This is a genomic window from Janthinobacterium sp. BJB446, assembly GCF_002735655.1.
In the GTDB taxonomy this organism is placed as follows: Bacteria; Pseudomonadota; Gammaproteobacteria; order Burkholderiales; family Burkholderiaceae_D; genus Janthinobacterium; species Janthinobacterium lividum.
Genome location: NZ_PDZK01000003.1, coordinates 559,663 through 577,525, shown reverse-complemented (window position 1 = coordinate 577,525; position 17,863 = coordinate 559,663). Strand labels below are relative to the sequence as shown.

16 protein-coding genes are annotated in these 17,863 nt (G+C 62.9%); 10 read left to right on the top strand and 6 right to left on the bottom strand.

Annotation, left to right across the window (positions count from 1 at the left end):
* The first annotated feature begins 78 nt into the window (after positions 1–78).
* Together CSQ92_RS21935 and CSQ92_RS21930 are read left to right on the top strand one after the other, a co-directional pair.
* Positions 79–486 carry a cytidine deaminase gene (locus CSQ92_RS21935; RefSeq protein ID WP_099395367.1) on the top strand — a complete coding sequence of 136 codons (408 nt, stop codon included), beginning with the start codon at positions 79–81 and terminating at the stop codon, positions 484–486.
* Positions 487–496: 10 nt separating this feature from the next.
* The gene (locus CSQ92_RS21930; protein ID WP_099395366.1) at positions 497–1,708 is read left to right on the top strand and encodes a nucleoside deaminase; all 1,212 of its coding nucleotides are present in this window, start codon (positions 497–499) and stop codon (positions 1,706–1,708) included.
* Here CSQ92_RS21930 and CSQ92_RS21925 read toward each other — a convergent pair.
* The 4 genes from CSQ92_RS21925 to CSQ92_RS21910 all read right to left on the bottom strand — a co-directional run bounded on the left by CSQ92_RS21925 (position 1,705) and on the right by CSQ92_RS21910 (position 4,357).
* The gene (locus CSQ92_RS21925; protein WP_099395365.1) at positions 1,705–2,868 is read right to left on the bottom strand and encodes a dipeptidase; all 1,164 of its coding nucleotides are present in this window, start codon (positions 2,866–2,868) and stop codon (positions 1,705–1,707) included. The two genes, CSQ92_RS21930 and CSQ92_RS21925, sit on opposite strands and share 4 nt — an antisense overlap.
* An 11-nt stretch (positions 2,869–2,879) precedes the next feature.
* Positions 2,880–3,302 carry a VOC family protein gene (locus CSQ92_RS21920; protein ID WP_034785571.1) on the bottom strand — a complete coding sequence of 141 codons (423 nt, stop codon included), beginning with the start codon at positions 3,300–3,302 and terminating at the stop codon, positions 2,880–2,882.
* Positions 3,303–3,462: 160 nt separating this feature from the next.
* Positions 3,463–3,732 (bottom strand): hypothetical protein, encoded by a 270-nt coding sequence (locus tag CSQ92_RS21915; RefSeq protein ID WP_070260145.1) that lies wholly within the window; start codon positions 3,730–3,732, stop codon positions 3,463–3,465.
* Positions 3,733–3,874: 142 nt separating this feature from the next.
* Positions 3,875–4,357: a hypothetical protein gene (locus tag CSQ92_RS21910; RefSeq protein WP_373606061.1), complete on the bottom strand. Its 483-nt coding sequence runs from the start codon at positions 4,355–4,357 to the stop codon at positions 3,875–3,877.
* 311 nt (positions 4,358–4,668) lie between these two features.
* Between CSQ92_RS21910 and CSQ92_RS21905 the strand changes: the two genes are divergently transcribed.
* The gene (locus CSQ92_RS21905; RefSeq protein ID WP_180277084.1) at positions 4,669–5,604 is read left to right on the top strand and encodes a choice-of-anchor A family protein; all 936 of its coding nucleotides are present in this window, start codon (positions 4,669–4,671) and stop codon (positions 5,602–5,604) included.
* Between the two features lie 13 nt (positions 5,605–5,617).
* On the opposite strand, the gene CSQ92_RS21900 is transcribed toward CSQ92_RS21905, so the two are convergent.
* The gene (locus CSQ92_RS21900; RefSeq protein ID WP_099395363.1) at positions 5,618–6,316 is read right to left on the bottom strand and encodes a TetR/AcrR family transcriptional regulator; all 699 of its coding nucleotides are present in this window, start codon (positions 6,314–6,316) and stop codon (positions 5,618–5,620) included.
* Between the two features lie 10 nt (positions 6,317–6,326).
* Complete coding sequence (locus CSQ92_RS21895) at positions 6,327–7,784, bottom strand: aminotransferase-like domain-containing protein (protein WP_099395362.1); 1,458 nt, start codon at positions 7,782–7,784, stop codon at positions 6,327–6,329.
* Positions 7,785–7,983: 199 nt separating this feature from the next.
* On the opposite strand from CSQ92_RS21895, the gene CSQ92_RS21890 reads away from it, so the two are divergent.
* From CSQ92_RS21890 to CSQ92_RS21860, 7 genes are all read left to right on the top strand, one after another.
* The gene (locus CSQ92_RS21890; RefSeq protein WP_092611928.1) at positions 7,984–9,300 is read left to right on the top strand and encodes an aspartate aminotransferase family protein; all 1,317 of its coding nucleotides are present in this window, start codon (positions 7,984–7,986) and stop codon (positions 9,298–9,300) included.
* Positions 9,301–9,382: 82 nt separating this feature from the next.
* Positions 9,383–10,885: a CoA-acylating methylmalonate-semialdehyde dehydrogenase gene (locus CSQ92_RS21885; protein WP_092611925.1), complete on the top strand. Its 1,503-nt coding sequence runs from the start codon at positions 9,383–9,385 to the stop codon at positions 10,883–10,885.
* A gap of 46 nt (positions 10,886–10,931) precedes the next feature.
* Positions 10,932–12,299, top strand: a complete 1,368-nt coding sequence (locus CSQ92_RS21880; protein WP_099395361.1) for an NAD(P)-dependent oxidoreductase — start codon at positions 10,932–10,934, stop codon at positions 12,297–12,299.
* On the top strand, positions 12,299–13,579 hold the full coding sequence (preA, locus tag CSQ92_RS21875) for an NAD-dependent dihydropyrimidine dehydrogenase subunit PreA (RefSeq protein WP_070260130.1): 1,281 nt from the start codon (positions 12,299–12,301) through the stop codon (positions 13,577–13,579). Before CSQ92_RS21880 ends, preA begins: the two co-directional genes overlap by 1 nt.
* 143 nt (positions 13,580–13,722) lie before the next feature.
* Complete coding sequence (locus tag CSQ92_RS21870) at positions 13,723–15,207, top strand: NCS1 family nucleobase:cation symporter-1 (protein WP_034782401.1); 1,485 nt, start codon at positions 13,723–13,725, stop codon at positions 15,205–15,207.
* 16 nt (positions 15,208–15,223) lie between these two features.
* Positions 15,224–16,615: a dihydropyrimidinase gene (gene hydA, locus CSQ92_RS21865; protein WP_099395359.1), complete on the top strand. Its 1,392-nt coding sequence runs from the start codon at positions 15,224–15,226 to the stop codon at positions 16,613–16,615.
* Between the two features lie 10 nt (positions 16,616–16,625).
* On the top strand, positions 16,626–17,861 hold the full coding sequence (locus tag CSQ92_RS21860) for a Zn-dependent hydrolase (RefSeq protein ID WP_099395358.1): 1,236 nt from the start codon (positions 16,626–16,628) through the stop codon (positions 17,859–17,861).
* The last annotated feature ends 2 nt before the right edge of the window (positions 17,862–17,863 follow it).

Sequence of the window (17,863 nt, the reverse complement as noted above, 5' to 3'; positions counted from 1 at the left end):
TAGCCCCAAAGCAGAGTCCGGGGTCGTACCCTGAGGGTACGACCCCAGCCCTTGCGGGTTTTACAGGTAAATAATCAAATGAACAACCAAGAACTGATCGCCGAAGCCAACGCTGGCCGCGAACTGGCCTACGCGCCATACTCGCGTTTCAAGGTGGGCGCGGCGCTGCTGTGCAAGGATGGCCGCGTCTTCCGCGGCTGTAACGTGGAAAATGCCGCGTATGGCCTGTGCAACTGCGCCGAACGCACGGCGTTTTTCAGCGCCATCGCGCATGGCTGCAAGCCGGGCGACTTTGCCAGGCTGGCCGTCACGGGCGACACGGCGGAACCGATCTCGCCATGCGGCGCCTGCCGCCAGGTGATCTTCGAGATGGGCGGCGCCGACCTGCCGGTGATCCTCACCAATCTGAAAAACGATGTCATGGAAGTGACGGCGGGCTGGCTGCTGCCGTACGGCTTCGGCAATTCCGACCTGGACATGAAGTAACAGGATCCGCTTGAACAAGACGATCGACATCCAGGCCGCCGTGGCGATTGCCGCGGCCGAAGCCATGGCAGCCAAGACGCAGGGTACATTTGGCGTGGGCGGCGTGCTGCTCGATGGCGCCGGCAACGTGCTGCAATCGATGCACAACAACGTCGTGCGCCAGGGCCTGGTGTTCGACCCCACCGCGCATGGCGAGCGCCAGCTGGTGGATTGGTATTTCGCCGAACGGGCCAAGGGCACACCCTTGCCGCCGCCGGGCGAACTGACCATCGTCACCTCGCTCGATCCGTGCTGCATGTGTACGGGGGCGATTTTGGCGGCCGGTTTCAACGTGGTGGTGGCCGCTCCCGACGTCAAGGCGGGCATCAATTACGATGGCAGCGCCAGTTTTACCGCCTTGCCGGCGCCGCTGCAGGCGCAGGCTGGCCGCAGCTTTTGCTATCCGGCCGTGCGTGGCGCCACCGAGTATGCGCGCCTGCCTTCCGGCGCCGCGCCCAAATCTTTTTTCATCGGCAAGAGCATCCACGAGGCGACGCAGGCACTGTGCTCGCTCGTGTTCGAGTCGACATCGGCGCAGGTGATGCAGTTGCTGAACGCCGGTGACGACGTGTACTTGCGCGATCCCGCCACCTTGCCGTCCGAGCATGCCGTGGTGCGCGCCCTGCGCCGCCGCTATCCTGATGCCCTCACTTACCGCTGCGCGCCGCATGCGCCGGATGCCGGCCTGGCGCCATTTTTGCAGGCGGCCATGGAGCAGGATGTGCGCGATGGCGGCCAGGGCGACGCGGCCGCCTTGCTCGATTCCTTTGGCAACCTGCTGCTGTGCATGCCGGGAAAATTGGCGCAGTCGGTCATCCGCACGCCATTCATGGAATGCACGCGCCAGTACGCGCAGCTGCGCTTTGAATTGATGGCGAACGCGGAGCCGGCGCTGCAGGAAGAAATCAAAAGCTACCTGGGGCATCCCAAGCACGGCACCTTCGTGCTGGCCATCGGCCCGGACGACAGCGCCGCCAGCTTCATGACCCTGGGCGCTTACGGCTCCACCATGGAGGGGGCGCTGCCGGAAAATAATCCCGCGCAATTCCAGTATGTGCGCCCGGCCATGGATGAAGACGCGCTGCTCGCGCTGTGCTTGTCGATGCCGCCTTTGTACCGCAAGCTGATACGCATCCGGCCACGCCAGGTGGCGGACCATGCGTTGATCAGCGCACTCGGCTAGGCGTCGTCGTCCGGCAGGTTCTTCAGCAGGAAGTCGCGTACGTTTTCGCCCGCCACGCGGCGGATCTGCGCTTCCGACAGGCCAGCGTCGAGCAGCGCCTGCGTCAATCGCGGCAAGCCCGTCGCATCGATGGCCGTGGTGACGGCGCCGTCGAAGTCCGAGCCATAGGCCACGTGTTCGGCGCCGATCAGTTTTACCGCGTACTTGATGGCGCGCGCGATGGACGCCACGTCCTTGCCGCAGACGGCCGTGTTCCAGAAGCCGATGCCCACCAGGCCACCCTGGGCGGCGATGCGTTTCAACTGGCTGTCGCTGAGGTTGCGGCCGTTGGCGCAAGTGCCGCGCACGCCCGTGTGCGAGACCATCACGGGGCGTTTCGCCATCGTTAACACGTCGTCGATGGTGGCCGGCGAGGCGTGCGCCAGGTCGACGATCATCTTGCGCTGCTCCATGGCGCGCAGCCATTGCCGGCCCAGCGGCGTCAGGCCGCCTTTTTTCAGGCCGTGCTGGGAACCGGAGAGTTCCGTGTCGAAGAAATGCGTGGGCGCGGCCATGCGGAAGCCGGCCCGGTACAGGGCATCGAGGTTGTCCAGCTTGCCTTCGAGCGCATGCGCGCCTTCCAGTGTCAGCCAGCCGGCCAGCAGGGCGGGGTCTTTTTCGCGCGCGGCGATGAAGCTGCGCAGCTGGGCGCGGCTGCCGATCACCCGGACCTTGCCATGGCTCTTGGCCGCTTGCTGGCGCAGTTCGTCGGCCTGCCAGGTGGCGCGCGCCAGCAGGCTGTTCCAGGTAGCGGGCGGCAAGCCTTGTGCCACCACCAGGGCCGTGATGTTGTCCGTGTCACTGCCATTGCGCTCGATATTCATCTTGCGCGGCGTCTTGGTCACGACGGAAAAGGCTTGCAGCGCCACGTTGGCCCGTTGCAGGCGGGGAAAGTCGACATGCCCGCGCTGGCTGTCGCGGTTCAGGTTGCGTTGCCACAGCAGGCTGTCCGCATGCAGGTCGGCGATCCACAGGCTCTGGTGCATGGCCACGGTGGCTGCCGATGGCGCCTTGCCGGACGGAGGGTGGACACGGTTGAGGTGTTCGTCGACGAGGACGGGAGCGGACAGGAAACCGCCGATCAGCGCAAGGCTGGCGGCGGCGAGGGTACTGATAATCATTGTTCTCCGTTTTACCATGGATCGTAGGTGCCCAGGCTCCAGATATGGCCTTCCGGGTCGCGGCAGGTAAAGCCCCGTCCGCCGTAATCTTCATCCTTGATGTCGAGCACGATCTCGGCGCCGGCTTCGCGCGCGCTGCGGTAGACGGCATCGGCATCGCTGACGACCAGGTAGCAGTTTTGCGTGTTGGCGCCGCCGACGTCGCCGGGTAGTTTCATCAGGCGGCCATAGTCGCTGTCGATGGCTGGCGCCACCATGACCATGCCATTGCCGAAGCTCAGCTGCGCATGGGCGACGCCACCGTTGCCGTCAGGCACGATCAATTGTTTTTCAAAGCCGAGCGCCTTGCACAGCCATTCAATGGCGGCGGGCGCGTCGCGGTAGCGCAGGCAGGGAATGGTTGTCGCTGCTGTAGCTTTTGCTGTCGTGGTCATCAGAAAACTCCTATGGCGGTGGGGGAGTAGCTTCGATCATGGATACTGCGTGGCGTTCCGTACCCATACCGTCCATCGGGATGGGTTTGATGCCTGTCAGTGCTGTGCCCATCCATAGTGCCATAGAACAATCATTGCACTCTTGCCACGACGCAAATTTTTATTGCGGCGACTGCTGCGAGCCCGGCGCTTTTTCGTCTGCACCGGCATCATCGCTGTTGCTTGCCCATTTCAGCAGCATGACGAGGGCAAACAGCATGATGGCCAGCGGCAAGATGGTAATCAGGAACGCCAGGCCCAGGCAGCACGCCAGCAGCATGGGCCAGGACATGGCACGCAAGGCGGCCATGCCCTGGCGCGTGTAAGCGCACAGCTCGTTCCAGAAAGCGCTGAAGGAAGTGCTGCCCGGTGCCGAATTGATGTCTTTCATGCCGTTCTCCTGTCGTGTGGGTGCCGCTGCCGTATGCATGCTGGCGATGAGTCCACTATAGGCAGAACTATACTGCCGGGCATCGCGTATGCGACGAATGGCAGGAATGGCGGACCGAACGGCGACAAATCAGGACAAACGGTTATTCAAACACCTTGAGTTTCAGCTGGAAACTGAGGGCGCCATACAGGCGGTCCTTGTAGGAAGGCACGATGGCGATATTCACGCCCACGCGCTGGTATTCATAGCTGATGGTGGGGACCAGGGCCGGGAACCAGCCGCCATCGCGCATCTTCGGATAGCCGCTGAAGCCGCCAACGACGGCGCCGACGCGCAGCGGGCCTACCTTGATCGGCTGGTAGTACACACCCAGGTAGTTCGAGTAGGCACGGTCGCTATTGTAGAAGCGGCCCGCCGTGACCGACGCGACCGTGGAAAAGCGGTATTCGGCGCCCAGGCCCGGATTGCTGTCATTCAGGTTCTTGTCGCGCTGAAAGTGATACGAATAAAAGCCCGCGTTGAGCCAGGTTTCGCTCAGCGGCTGGTTATCGATCATGTTCACAACATCGGCGTGTGCGCCGCAGGCATATGCCAGCATCAGTGCGCCTAGGGACATTCGTTTCATGCGTGCTTCATCCTTATGATTTCGTATTCTGTGGCCTGGCCTGGCCTGGCGCTGCCGCGATCGTATCACCAAGTTGGCTGCGCTTCTAAGCAATATTGAAAGAGCAGAACAGACGGCTGTTTTCCCGTCTGTTCAAAGCGCCATCCGGATGGCTAAGGCGTTCTCCGGGCAGCGACAGGAAAACAATTTCCATTTTGCAACTATGTTTGCATAATCGTTACAAAAGTTGTTGATTTGCGACATCTCAAATCAAATAGATATGATATTCTGGCGTCAAGTTAATTTTCTTTTTGGAAATAAAAATGCCAAGCATGCCTAAATTGCCACTCCTTCTCGTTCTGTCGACCGTGTTCGCTGCCGGCGCCGCGCAAGCCGGTGTTGTCGATCTGGGTATCGGTGGCGCCAATTTGTATTCCCTGAGCAACTTCAGCGCGTCCGGCAGCGATATCGAAGGCGGCGTGCTGGTTGCCGGTAACCTGTCCGCGTCGAGCTATTCGATCAATGACAAGAACAAGGACGCCTACGTCACGCACGGTAATACCGGCTATGCGCTGGTGGTTGGCGGCAACCTGAACTACAGCTCCGGTTCGATCAAGAACGGCAACTATTTTGTGGGCGGCAGCACGACGACGAGCAGCGTGGGCCTGAACACGGCGAGCAAGACCACGGCGTCGCCCGTATCGTTTGCCTCCACCTCGGCCCAACTGAAAAACACCTCGACCTCGCTGGCGAAAGTGGCGTCCACGGGCAGCAGCTCCGTGGCCTACGGCGGCATGACCCTGAAGGGCGGCACGGGCAGCGTGCAAGTGTTCGATCTGACTTCCGCGGCGTTGGGCTCGGTGAACAACTTCAAGTTCAGCAACCTGCACACGAACGACACCCTGATCCTCAATATCAGCGGCAAGAATGTGAACCTGTCCGGCGGCTACGGCGATTTCAGCAAATACAATGTGCTGTACAACTTCTATGAAGCGCAAAACATCACCTTGAACGGTGTGGGCCTGTATGGCAGCATTCTGGCGCCGCTGGCGACCCTGGCCGGCGGCAATGGCCAGATCAACGGCAACGTGGTGGTGGGTAACTGGGCTTCGAACATCCAGGTCAACGCCAACCATTATTTCAACGTCACCAACGTGGCCGGTTATGTTTCGGCCGTGCCGGAACCGGAAACCTATGCGATGTTGTTGGCAGGCCTGGGTCTGGTTGGCTTCATGGCGCGCCGCCGCAAGGGCAAGACGGCAGCATAAGCGTTTGCGCTGTTCAGGAAACCGCCTTGCAAGGCGGTTTTTTTTCGCCTGCGGGCGGCATGGACACGGCCGCCAGCACCATGTGCGCGATCAGGATTTCCGCATCCTCGTAATCCTTGCGCGTGAGCTGCTTGCGCTCCAGCACCAGGGCCATCTGCGCTGAAAAATCTGCATACGATTGCGTCATGGCCCAGATGGCGAACATCAGGTGCGTGGCGTTGACGGGTGCTATCCTGCCGGCCGCGATCCAGGCTTCGAAGACGGCGATATCCTTGCGCAGCAGGGGCACGACCCGGTCGCGTATCTGCGCGCCGTACAGGGGCGCGCCATTGATCACTTCCAGCGCATACACGCGCGAAGCCCACGGCTGTTCGCGCGAAAAACGCAGCTTGGCGCCGATGTAGGCGCGCAGCACGTCGCGCGGTTCGTCGTGTTCTTTGGCCAGCGACTCCATGCGCGCCAGCCAGTCGTCGAGCACATCGTCGAGCACGCGCTGGTACAGCAGCTGCTTGGACGGGAAGTAATACATCAGGTTTTGCTTCGACAGGCCGGCCCGTTCGGCGATGGTGGCGATCGACGCGCCCTCATAGCCGCTTTCCGCGAACGCGCGCACGGCTTGTTCCAGGATGTCCGCTTCCAGGCGGTCGCGGTTTTGCAGGCGCCGGCCGCCGGCATTTTTCACGGGAAGGGCAGGGGATTTTTCGCTGGCCATGGCAGGTTCTTTAGCGTGGGCGGATCGATTGCAGGAACGCTTGCAGCACGGGGGTATCGGTGTAGGCCACGTTGAAGCGGAACCACACCGTCTCGGGCGCGCGCAGCATGAAAAATTCGTTCGGCGAGAGCAGGATGCCGGCCTTCAAGGCCATGTCGGCGATGATCTTGCCATTCCATTCCGGCGTTTGCACGTCGGGCCAGCCGGCGCTGACGAACATGCCGCCGCGGGGCCGTGCCACGGGCGCCATGCCCGCCTGCGCCAGGCAGTCGATACTGCGCTCGCGGGCCGCATCGAGCTGCGCCACCAGCCGCTCGACCATCCGCTTGTAGGGCCGCGCAGAGATGGCGTGGTAGACGGCGCGCTCGTTGATTTCCGACGTCGTCAGTCCCGCCAGCATTTTCACGCGTACCAGTTCGGCCACCAGCGAAGGCGAGGCGCAAATCGACCCCACGCGCAGCACGGGCGACAGGGTCTTGGAGAAGCTGCCCACGCGGATCACGCGGCGCAAGCCATCCATGGCCGCCAGCGATGCGTCGCCGCGTGCCGCCAGTTCGCGGTAGATATCGTCCTCCACCAGCCAGAAATCGAATTGCTCGGCCAGCGCCAGCAGCCGGTGCGTCTGCGCCTGGCTGAGCGAGGTGCCGAGCGGGTTTTGCAGTACCGTGTTGACGAACATCAGCTTGGGCTGGGTGCGCGCGGCCTCGCTGGCCAGCGCATCGAGGTCGAGGCCCGCCTCGCCGCGGCTGATGCCGACGGGGATGCAGCCGTGGTGGCGGATCAGCGACTGCAGATTGCTGTAGCCGGGGTCTTCCACCAGCACCGTGTCGCCCGGCTTGGTCAGGCTGCGCAGGATCAAATCGAAGGCATGCGTGGCGCCATGCGTCAGCAAGACCTGGTCCGGCTCCACCTGAAACAGTTCTTCCGACAGGCTGGTGGCCAGGTGCTGGCGCAGCGAGGGAAAACCGAGAGGATGGCCATAGCCGCGCAGCCGGCTGGCGGGAATGCGCATGGCCTGGCGCACGGCATCGAGCACGGTCGCTTCGCCATACATCTCGGGCGGCAGCCAGCCCGCGCCCACGGGCAGGGCGTCGGACACGCCCGAATACAGGTCCGGCGTGAGGGCGTCGATGGCGGTGGGACTCGCGTGTACGGCCGCCTGCGGCGAGGCGGCGACATCGTGGCGCGCGACGAAATAGCCGGAACCGCGGCGCGACGACAGCAAGCCCAGGTTGACCAGGCGGTCGTACGATTCGACGACGGTAAACGTCGACACGCCATTGCAGCGGGCGAACTGGCGCACGGACGGCATGCGTGTGCCGATGCGCAGGGCGCGGCTGCCCACCATGACGCTGATGGCGATGACGATCTGCTCGACGAGGCCGCCCTTTTTCTGGCGGTCGATGTCCAGCACGGGCCAACCGCTTGCTTGCTCGGGGGCATCGTCTGTGCTGTCGCTGTGCTTCACGGTGGCTCCTTATGCTGCCTTGCACAAAACTGTAGTGGTTTTCCGACCTGTACGGTTGGGGTACTTTGCCGTTTGTGTATCTGTGCCATTGGGGATGGCCTGTCTATTATTACATCAGCTTTTTGCCAACTGGTAAATTATTTTACGCTTCGTCAAAAACGATCCTGGCCCCGCGCCAGCCCATCCCAAGGAGAAGGTCATGAACGAAACAAGACCGGAATCGATGTCGGCATTCTGGATGCCGTTTACGAACAACCGTGATTTCAAGGCCAACCCGCGCCTGCTCGTGTCGGCTGAAGGCATGTACTACAAGGACGTCGATGGCAACGCCATCCTCGATGGCACGGCCGGCCTGTGGTGCGTGCCGTGCGGCCATGCGCAGCCGAAAATCGTCGCTGCCATCCGCGACATGGTGGGCCAGCTGGACTTCGCGCCGACCTTTCAGATGGGCCATCCGGCCGCCTTCGACCTGGCGGAAAAGCTGATGGACTACACGGGCCACAAGTTCGGCCACGTGTTTTATACGAACTCCGGTTCCGAAGCCGTCGACACGGCGTTGAAGATCGCGCTGGCCTATCACCGGGCGCGCGGCGAGGGCGCGCGCACCCGTCTGATCGGCCGCGAACGCGGTTACCACGGCGTGGGCTTTGGCGGCATTTCCGTGGGCGGCATCGGCGGCAACCGCAAGACCTTCGGTCCCCTGCTGCCGGGCGTGGACCACCTGCCGCACACGCATAACCTGGACAAGAACGCCTACACGGTGGGCGAGCCCGAATACGGCACCCACCTGGCCGATGAACTGGAACGCATCGTCGCCCTGCACGACGCCTCGACGATTGCCGCCGTCATCGTCGAACCGGTGGCCGGTTCCACGGGTGTGCTGATCCCGCCGAAAGGCTATCTGAAACGCTTGCGCGAACTGTGCACCAAGCACGGCATCCTGCTGATCTTCGATGAGGTGATCACGGGTTTCGGCCGCATGACGACGCCGTTCGCTGCCGACTATTTCGATGTCGAGCCGGACCTGATGACGACGGCCAAGGGCCTGACCAACGGCATGGTGCCCATGGGCGCCGTGTTCAGCAAACAATACATCCACGACGCCTTCATGGACGCGCCGGCCGGCATCGAACTGTTCCACGGCTACACGTATTCCGGCCACCCGCTGGCTTGTGCCGCCTCGCTGGCGACCCTGCAAGTGTTCGAGGAACAGGACATCCTGGGCCACGCTAAAGCGATGCAGGCGTATTGGAGCGACGCCGTGCATTCCCTGAAGGGCCTGCCGCACGTGATCGACTTGCGCAGCATCGGCCTGATCGCCGGCATCGAGCTCGATCCCATCGCCGGCAAACCCGGCACGCGCGCCTTCAACGCCTTCAAGCAGGCGTTCGCCGACGGCGTGCTGATACGCACGACCGGCGACATCATCGCCCTGTCGCCGCCGCTGGTGCTGGAGAAACAGCATGTCGACGAGCTGTTTGGCAAGCTGGCCAAGGTACTCAAAAATCTTGATTGAATTGCGACCCCAAGCAAAACCTGGGGTCGGACCCTGAGGGTCCGACCCCGGCACTTGTTTTTGGGTTTGACAAAGGAACACCATGAACACTCTCGACACCATCACCCACTTCATCAACGGCGCCAAAGTCGACACGCAGAGCGGCCGCTATGGCGATGTGTATAACCCCGCGCTCGGCGAGCCCGTCGCCCGCGTCGCGCTGGGCACCGTGGCAGACGTGGACGCGGCCGTGCAGGCGGCCGCCGCCGCCTTTCCCTCCTGGTCGGCCACGCCGCCCCTGACGCGCGCGCGGGTGCTGTTCCGCTACCTGCAGTTATGCCAGCAGCACACGGACGACTTTGCCGCCATGCTCACGCGCGAGCATGGCAAGACCTTTGCCGATGCGCAGGGCGAGGTGGCGCGCGGCATCGAGATGGTTGAATTTGCCGTCGGCATTCCGCAATTGTTAAAGGGTGAATTCACGGACCAGATTTCGCGCGGCATCGATGCCTGGTCCATGCGCCAGGCGCTCGGCGTGGTGGCCGGCATCACGCCATTCAATTTCCCCGTAATGGTGCCGATGTGGATGTTCCCCGTTGCCATCGCCTGCGGCAATACCTTCGTCCTGAAACCGTCCGAGCGCGATCCGTCCGCCTCCCTGCTGCACGCGAAACTGCTGAAAGAAGCGGGTTTGCCCGACGGCGTCTTCAACGTGGTACAGGGAGACAAGGTGACGGTCGATGCCTTGCTCGACCATCCCGTGGTGCAGGCGATCAGCTTTGTCGGCTCCACGCCGATCGCCGAATACATCTATGCGCGCGGCAGCGCCAGCGGCAAGCGCGTGCAGGCGCTGGGCGGCGCGAAGAACCACATGGTGGTGATGCCCGACGCGGACATGGACATGACGGTCGACGCGCTGATCGGCGCGGCCTACGGTTCGGCGGGCGAGCGCTGCATGGCCATCTCCGTCGTCGTCGCCGTGGGCGACGCGGGCGACAAATTGATCGATGCACTGGCAACGCGCACGGCCGCACTGAAAGTGCGCGACGGCATGGCCGATGGTGCGGAAATGGGGCCGGTCGTATCGCTGGCCGCCAAGCAGCGCATCGAAAAACTGATCGCCTCGGGCGTGGAGCAGGGCGCAACTTTGGTGGTCGATGGCCGCAACCATGTGGTGGCGGGACGCGAGAACGGCTTCTTTGTCGGCGGTACTTTATTTGACCATGTGACGCGCGACATGAGCATCTACAAGGAAGAGATTTTCGGTCCCGTGCTGTGCGTGCTTCGGTGTCCTGACGTGGTGCATGCGGTGGAGCTGATCAACGCCAACGAGTATGGCAACGGCGTGGCCATCTACACGCGCGACGGCGGCGTAGCGCGTGAATTCGTGCGCCAGATCCAGGTCGGCATGGTGGGCGTCAACATCCCCTTGCCCGTGCCGATGGCCTTCAACAGTTTCGGCGGCTGGAAGCGCAGCATGTTCGGCGACCACCACGCCTATGGCCCCGAAGGCGTGCGTTTCTACACGCGCCACAAGGCCGTGATGCAGCGCTGGCCGAATACGGCAAGCGCTGGTGTGGAATTTGCTTTTCCCCAGATGAAGTAAAGGTTTCAAACTACAAGCCGGCCGCACATAACAAGAGGAATACGCGATGATCGAGTCTTTGAACTATTTGCCGCATCCCGCCCTGCCCAACGAGGAACTGGCAGGCCATTTCACCGACCTGGCGCCTCCCTTGAGCGCGCGCCAGGCGGCCATCGAAAGCGCCCGCTGCCTGTACTGTTATGACGCGCCGTGCAGCCGCATCTGTCCGTCAGAAATCGACGTGGCCAGCTTCATCCGCAATATCCACGACAAGAACATCAACGGTGCCGCGGCAGGCATCCTGAAACAGAACATCCTGGGCGGCAGCTGCGCCCGCGTCTGTCCCACGGAAATCCTGTGTGAGGACGTCTGCGTGCGCAACCACGACGCGGAGGGGCAGCCCGTCAAGATCGGCCTCTTGCAGCGCTACGCCGTCGATCACATGCATTTCGCAAGCCACCCGTTCAAACGGGCGCCAAGCACCGGCAAGACGATAGCCATCGTCGGCGCGGGACCGGCGGGCCTGTCGTGCGCGCACCGCCTGGCCATGCTGGGCCACGACGTGGTGATCTTTGAAAAGGAAGGCAAGGCGGGCGGCCTGAATGAGTACGGCATCGCCAAATACAAGCTGACGGACGATTTCGCGCAAAAGGAAATCGACTTCCTGCTGGATATCGGCGGTATCGAGATCCGATGTCGCCAGGTGCTGGGCGAGAACCTGCATCTGCGCGACTTGCACGCGCGGTATGACGCCGTGTTCCTCGGCCTGGGCCTGGGCGCCAGCCGCAAGCTGGGGCTGACGGGCGAGGACGCACCGGGCTTGCTGGCCGCCGTCGATTACATCGCCGCGCTGCGCCAGGCCGACGACCTGGCCGCGCTGCCCGTGCCGAAACGGGCGATTGTGATTGGCGCCGGCAATACGGCCATCGACATGGCCGTGCAGATCCAACGCCTGGGCGCCGAGGAAGTCACCCTCGTCTACCGGCGCGGTTTCGACGCCATGACAGCCACCCACCATGAACAGGACATCGCCAAGGCCAACCAGGTGCGCATGCTGACGTGGGCCCAGCCGCAGCAGGTGCTGCTCGATACTGACGGCAAGGTCGCCGGCATGCGTTTCGAGAAGACGCGCATGCAGGGCACGCGTTTGGCGGGGACGGGTGAAACGTTCGACGTGGCGGCCGACGCCATCTTCAAGGCCATCGGCCAGAGCCTCGACACCGATGTGCTGCATGATCCGATGGCGTCGCTGCTGCAGCGCGAAGGCGACAAGATCGCCGTCGATGCGGGTTTTCGCACGGTGCTGCCGGGAATCTACGCGGGCGGCGACTGCGTGGCGCCGGGGCAGGACCTGACGGTGCAAGCCGTCCAGCATGGCAAGCTGGCCGCACTGGCCATCCATTCCGATTTGTTGAATAAAGTGGAGGCTGCATAATGGCTGATCTCAGCATCGAATTTTGCGGCATCAAGGCGCCGAATCCCTTCTGGCTGGCGTCCGCACCGCCGACCGACAAGGCCTACAACGTGGTGCGCGCCTTCGAAGCGGGTTGGGGCGGCGTCGTGTGGAAAACCCTGGGTGAAGACCCGGCCGCCGTCAACGTCTCGTCGCGCTACTCGGCCCTGTATGGCAAGAACCGCGAAGTGGTCGGTTTCAATAACATCGAGCTGATCACCGACCGCTCGCTGGAGATCAACCTGCGCGAAATCACGCAGGTGAAAAAGGATTGGCCCGACCGCGCCATGATCGTCTCCCTGATGCTGCCCTGCGAAGAGCACTATTGGGCCGACATCCTGCCCAAGGTCGAGGCGACAGGGGCGGACGGCATCGAGCTTAATTTCGGCTGCCCGCACGGCATGCCGGAGCGGGGCATGGGCGCGGCCGTGGGCCAGGTGCCCGAGTACGTGCAGATGGTCACCGCCTGGTGCAAGAAGCACAGCCGTCTTCCCGTCATCGTCAAGCTCACGCCCAACATCACGGACGTGCGCATGCCGGCGCGCGCGGCCAAGGCGGGCGGCGCGGACGCCGTCTCGCTGATCAACACCATCAATTCCATCACCTCGCTGGACCTGGACCGCATGGTGGCCTTGCCGATTGTCGGTGGCGCCAGCACGCACGGCGGCTATTGCGGGTCTGCCGTCAAACCGATCGCCCTGAACATGGTGGCGGAAATCGCCCGCGATCCGCAGACGCGCGGCTTGCCCATTTCCGGCATCGGGGGCATCGGCAACTGGCGCGACGCGGCCGAATTCCTCGCCCTGGGCGCGGGCTGCGTGCAGGTGTGCACGGCCGCCATGCTGCATGGCTTCCGCATCGTCGAAGAGATGAAGGATGGCCTGTCGCGCTGGATGGACGAGAAGGGCTACGAGCGCATCAGCGACTTTTCCGGCAAGGCCGTGGCCAACACGACGGACTGGAAATACCTGGACATGAATTACCAGGTCATCGCGCAGATCAACCAGGACGACTGCATCAAATGCGGCAAGTGCTACGTGGCTTGCGAAGACACCTCGCACCAGTCGATTGCGCAACTGATCGACGCCGCCGGCACGCGCACGTATGAGGTGATCAAGGAGGAGTGCGTGGGCTGCAACCTGTGCGAAATCACCTGTCCGGTGCAGGGCTGCATCACGATGGTGCCGCAGGCCACGGGCAAGCCGTACATGAACTGGACGCAGGATCCCAGGAATCCCCGCGCGTTGGCGGAGACGGCATAGGGCACGGTTATTGCGTGCGTTTATTTTTATAAACAGCGGCGCGTCTTTGCAGTAAGCTAGATTACTTAAAAGCCGAGCCGTTTCCACATTGCCGTATCCCTGGCGCCTTCGCGTGCCAGCGGTCTAACCGATGGAGCAACCCTGTGAACCACGACTATTCAGGCAACACGCAACTCTGGAATGAAGACCTGGCGCCCACCACGGCGGCGCAGCGCACCTGGCGCTGGTATCACTTCGCCGCGCTGTGGGTCGGCATGGTGATGTGCATTCCCGCCTACACCCTGTCGGCCAGCCTGATCGACAGCGGCATGTCCGGTTACCAGGCCGTGCTCACGGTATTTCTCGCCAATGCCATCGTGCTCCTGCCGATGCTGCTGATCGGCCATGCGGGCACCAAGTACGGCATCCCGTATGCCGTGCTGGCGCGTGCCTCGTTCGGCACCATGGGCGCGCGGTTGCCGGCCCTGATGCGCGCCATCGTCGCCTGTGGCTGGTATGGCATCCAGACCTGGTTCGGCGGGCAGATGATCTATACCCTGATGGGCGTGCTGGTAGGCCATGAACTGGGCGGCGAGAAGATCGCGGGCCTGGGCATCAACGGCAGCCAGCTATTGTGCTTCCTGGCTTTCTGGGCCATCCAGTTCTATTACATCCTGCATGGCATGGAGTCGATCCGCAAACTCGAAACCTACACTGCGCCGCTGAAAATCCTCATCTGCTTCGTACTGCTGTACTGGGTGCATAGCAAGGCCGGCGGCGTGGCCAGCCTGCTGGACCAGCCATCGCAATTCATCCCCGGCGGTAAAAAGGCGGGCCAGTTCTGGAGCGTCTTCTGGCCGTCGCTGACGGCCATGGTGGGTTTCTGGGCCACCCTGGCCTTGAACATCCCCGACTTCACGCGCTTTGCCAAGACGCAGCGCGACCAGGTGATCGGCCAGTCGATCGGCTTGCCGGTGCCTATGGGATTGCTGGCCATGCTGGCCGTGATCGTCACTGCCGGCTCCGTCGTCATGTACGGCAAGGCTATCTGGGACCCGGTCGACCTGGCCAGCCGCATGACGGGCGCCGCCGTGCTGATCGCCTTGATCATCCTCCTGATCGACACGGTCAGCGTCAACCTGGCCGCTAACCTGGTGGGCCCGGCGTACGACTTTTCCTCGCTGGCACCGAAGCAGATTTCCTACAAGATGGGCGGCTACATCACGGCCTTCATCGCCATCGTCATGATGCCGTGGAAGGTGCTCGAGTCGACGCAGGGCTATATCTTCACATGGCTGATCGGCTACTCGGCCCTGCTGGGCCCCATCGCCGGCATCCTCATCGTCGACTATTATTTTGTGCGCAAGACGCAGCTCGACGTCAGGCAGCTGTACCGCGACGACGGCGTCTACTCGTATGGCAATGGCTGGAATATGGCGGCGCTGATCGCCTTTGTCATCGCCGTGCTGCCGAATATCCCGGGCTTTTTGAACGCGGCCTTTCCCACGGCGTTTCCCGACGTGGCCGAAGGCTTTAAAACCATCTACACCTACGCCTGGTTCGTGGGCGTGGCCATCGCCGCCGTCGTGTACGGCGTCATGATGAAGGGCAAGGCCGTGGCGCACGTGCAGCAGGCGCCGCAGTCGTAATCACAAAGGAGACAAGATGGCTACACTGATACGTGGCGGTACCGTCGTCAACGCCGACCGCGCATTCCGCGCCGATGTGCTGATTGAGGGCGACACCATCGCCGCCGTCGGCGAGAACCTTTTGGCACCCGCCGGCGCCACGGTAATCGACGCGGGCGGCCTGTACGTGATACCGGGCGGGATCGACACGCACACGCACATGAACCTGCCCTTCATGGGCACCGTGACGTCCGACGATTTTTTCACGGGCACGGCGGCGGGACTGGCCGGCGGCACCACCACCATCATGGACTTCGTCATCCCGGCGCCCAAGCAATCCTTGATCGAGGCCTATCACCAGTGGCGCGAATGGTCGGCCAAGGCGGCTGGCGACTACACCTTCCATGTGGCGATCACATGGTGGAGCGAGCAGGTACATGAAGAGATGGGCACCCTCGTGCGCGAGCATGGCGTGAACAGCTTCAAGCACTTCATGGCGTATAAAAACGCCATCATGGCCGACGATGAAACCCTGGTGAAAAGTTTTACACGTTCGCTGGAACTGGGGGCGCTGCCCACCGTGCATGCGGAAAACGGCGAGCTGGTTTTTCAATTGCAGCAAGCTTTGCTCAAGAAGGGGATTACCGGGCCGCAGGCGCATCCTCGATCGCGCCCGCCGGCCGTGGAAGCGGAGGCCGCCAACCGCGCCATCGCAATTGCCAACGTACTCAATACCCCCGTGTACATCGTGCACGTTTCGTGCGCCGAGTCGCTCGACGCCATCACGCGGGCGCGCGCCAATGGCCAGCGCGTGTATGGCGAAGCGCTGGCGGGCCACCTGGTGATCGACGACAGCGTCTACCAGAGCGACGATTTCGACTACGTGGCGGGCCACGTCATGAGCCCGCCGTTTCGCGGCAAGCACCATCAATCGGCGCTGTGGCACGGCCTGCAAAGCGGCAACCTGCAGACGACGGCCACCGACCACTGCACCTTTTGCGCCGAACAGAAGGCGGCGGGCAAGCAGGACTTTACGCGCATCCCGAACGGTTGCGGCGGCGTAGAGGAACGCATGGCCGTCGTGTGGGACGCCGGCGTCAATTCCGGCATGCTGACGCCCTCCGAATTCGTCAAGGTGAGCTCCACCAATGCGGCGCAGATCTTCAATATGTATCCGCGCAAGGGCGTCATCGCCGCTGGCAGCGATGCCGACATCGTGCTGTGGGACCCGCAGGGCACGCGCACCATTTCCGCCGCCACGCAGTTCGCCAAGGGAGGCTTCAACGTCTTCGAAGGGCGCACCGTGCGCGGCATCCCCAGCACCACGATTGCCGCCGGCAAGGTGGTCTTCCACCAGGGCGAACTGACGGCCGTCGAAGGGGCGGGGCGCTATGTCGAACGGCCCGCCTTTTCCTCCACCACCGCATAAGGAGTTGACGATGGATGCATTGCGTATCAATGGCGAGCGCCTGTGGGCTGCGCTGATGGAGCTGGCGCAGATCGGCGCGACAGCGAAGGGCGGCGTCAAGCGCCTGGCCCTGACGGACCTGGACAAGCAGGGCCGCGACCTGGTGGTGGGATGGGGGCGCGAAGCGGGCATGAGCATCACGATCGACCAGATCGGCAATGTCTTCATGCGCCGCGACGGCGCCGACAACAGCCTGCCGCCCGTGATGACGGGCAGCCATATCGATACGCAACCCACGGGTGGCAAGTTTGATGGCAATTACGGCGTGCTGGCTGGCCTGGAAGTGGTGCGTACCCTGAACGACTTGAAAATCAAGACGCAGGCGCCCATCGAGGTGGCCTTCTGGACCAACGAGGAGGGTTCGCGCTTCGTGCCCGTGATGATGGGTTCCGGCGTATTTTGCGGCGCCTTCTCGCTGGAGACGGCGTATGCGGCCAAGGATACCGAGGGGAAAACCGTGGGCGAGGAACTGGCGCGCATCGGCTACAAGGGCGAGCAGGTGCCGGGAGACCATCCCATCGGCGCCTACTTTGAAACGCATATCGAGCAGGGACCCGTGCTGGAAGACGCCGATAAAGTCATTGGCGTGGTACCGGCCGTGATGGGCCTGTCGTGGTACGACTGCGTGGTAACGGGCATGGAAGCGCATGCTGGCCCCACCCCCATGGGATTGCGCAAGGATGCGCTGCAGGTGGCCACGACGATCATGCAGGAAGTGGTGGCGATTGCCAACCGCTACCCGCCGTATGGCCGCGGCACGGTGGGCATGGTGCAGGTCTTCCCGAACAGCCGTAACGTGATCCCCGGCGAAGTCACATTCAGCATCGACCTGCGCAATGTGAACGACGAACTGCTCAACACCATGCATGGCGAGATCACGGCCTTCATCGATGCCACGCGCGAGAAGTCAGGGCTGGGCATTTCACTGGAAAGAGTCTCTTATTACCCGCCATGCCCGTTCCATCCCGATTGCGTGGGCGCCGTGCGCAACGCCACGGCAAAGCTGGGCTACTCGGTGATGGACGTCGTGTCCGGCGCCGGCCACGACGCCATCTACGCGGCCCGGCTGGCGCCGGCCGGCATGATCTTCGTGCCGTGCAAGGATGGCATCAGCCACAATGAAATCGAAGACGCCAAGCCCGAGCACCTGGAAGCGGGCTGCAATGTCCTGCTGCACGCGATGCTGGAGCGGGCCGTGGCCGTGTAGCT

Coding starts and splice junctions, on each gene's coding strand:
- CSQ92_RS21935 (WP_099395367.1), top strand. CDS start 79: ATGAACAACCAAGAACTGATCGCCGAAGCCAACGCTGGCCGCGAACTG.
- CSQ92_RS21925 (WP_099395365.1), bottom strand. CDS start 2,868: ATGATTATCAGTACCCTCGCCGCCGCCAGCCTTGCGCTGATCGGCGGT.
- CSQ92_RS21920 (WP_034785571.1), bottom strand. CDS start 3,302: ATGACCACGACAGCAAAAGCTACAGCAGCGACAACCATTCCCTGCCTG.
- CSQ92_RS21915 (WP_070260145.1), bottom strand. CDS start 3,732: ATGAAAGACATCAATTCGGCACCGGGCAGCACTTCCTTCAGCGCTTTC.
- CSQ92_RS21910 (WP_373606061.1), bottom strand. CDS start 4,357: ATGAAACGAATGTCCCTAGGCGCACTGATGCTGGCATATGCCTGCGGC.
- CSQ92_RS21905 (WP_180277084.1), top strand. CDS start 4,669: ATGCCTAAATTGCCACTCCTTCTCGTTCTGTCGACCGTGTTCGCTGCC.
- CSQ92_RS21900 (WP_099395363.1), bottom strand. CDS start 6,316: ATGGCCAGCGAAAAATCCCCTGCCCTTCCCGTGAAAAATGCCGGCGGC.
- CSQ92_RS21890 (WP_092611928.1), top strand. CDS start 7,984: ATGAACGAAACAAGACCGGAATCGATGTCGGCATTCTGGATGCCGTTT.
- CSQ92_RS21885 (WP_092611925.1), top strand. CDS start 9,383: ATGAACACTCTCGACACCATCACCCACTTCATCAACGGCGCCAAAGTC.
- CSQ92_RS21880 (WP_099395361.1), top strand. CDS start 10,932: ATGATCGAGTCTTTGAACTATTTGCCGCATCCCGCCCTGCCCAACGAG.
- preA (WP_070260130.1), top strand. CDS start 12,299: ATGGCTGATCTCAGCATCGAATTTTGCGGCATCAAGGCGCCGAATCCC.
- hydA (WP_099395359.1), top strand. CDS start 15,224: ATGGCTACACTGATACGTGGCGGTACCGTCGTCAACGCCGACCGCGCA.
- CSQ92_RS21860 (WP_099395358.1), top strand. CDS start 16,626: ATGGATGCATTGCGTATCAATGGCGAGCGCCTGTGGGCTGCGCTGATG.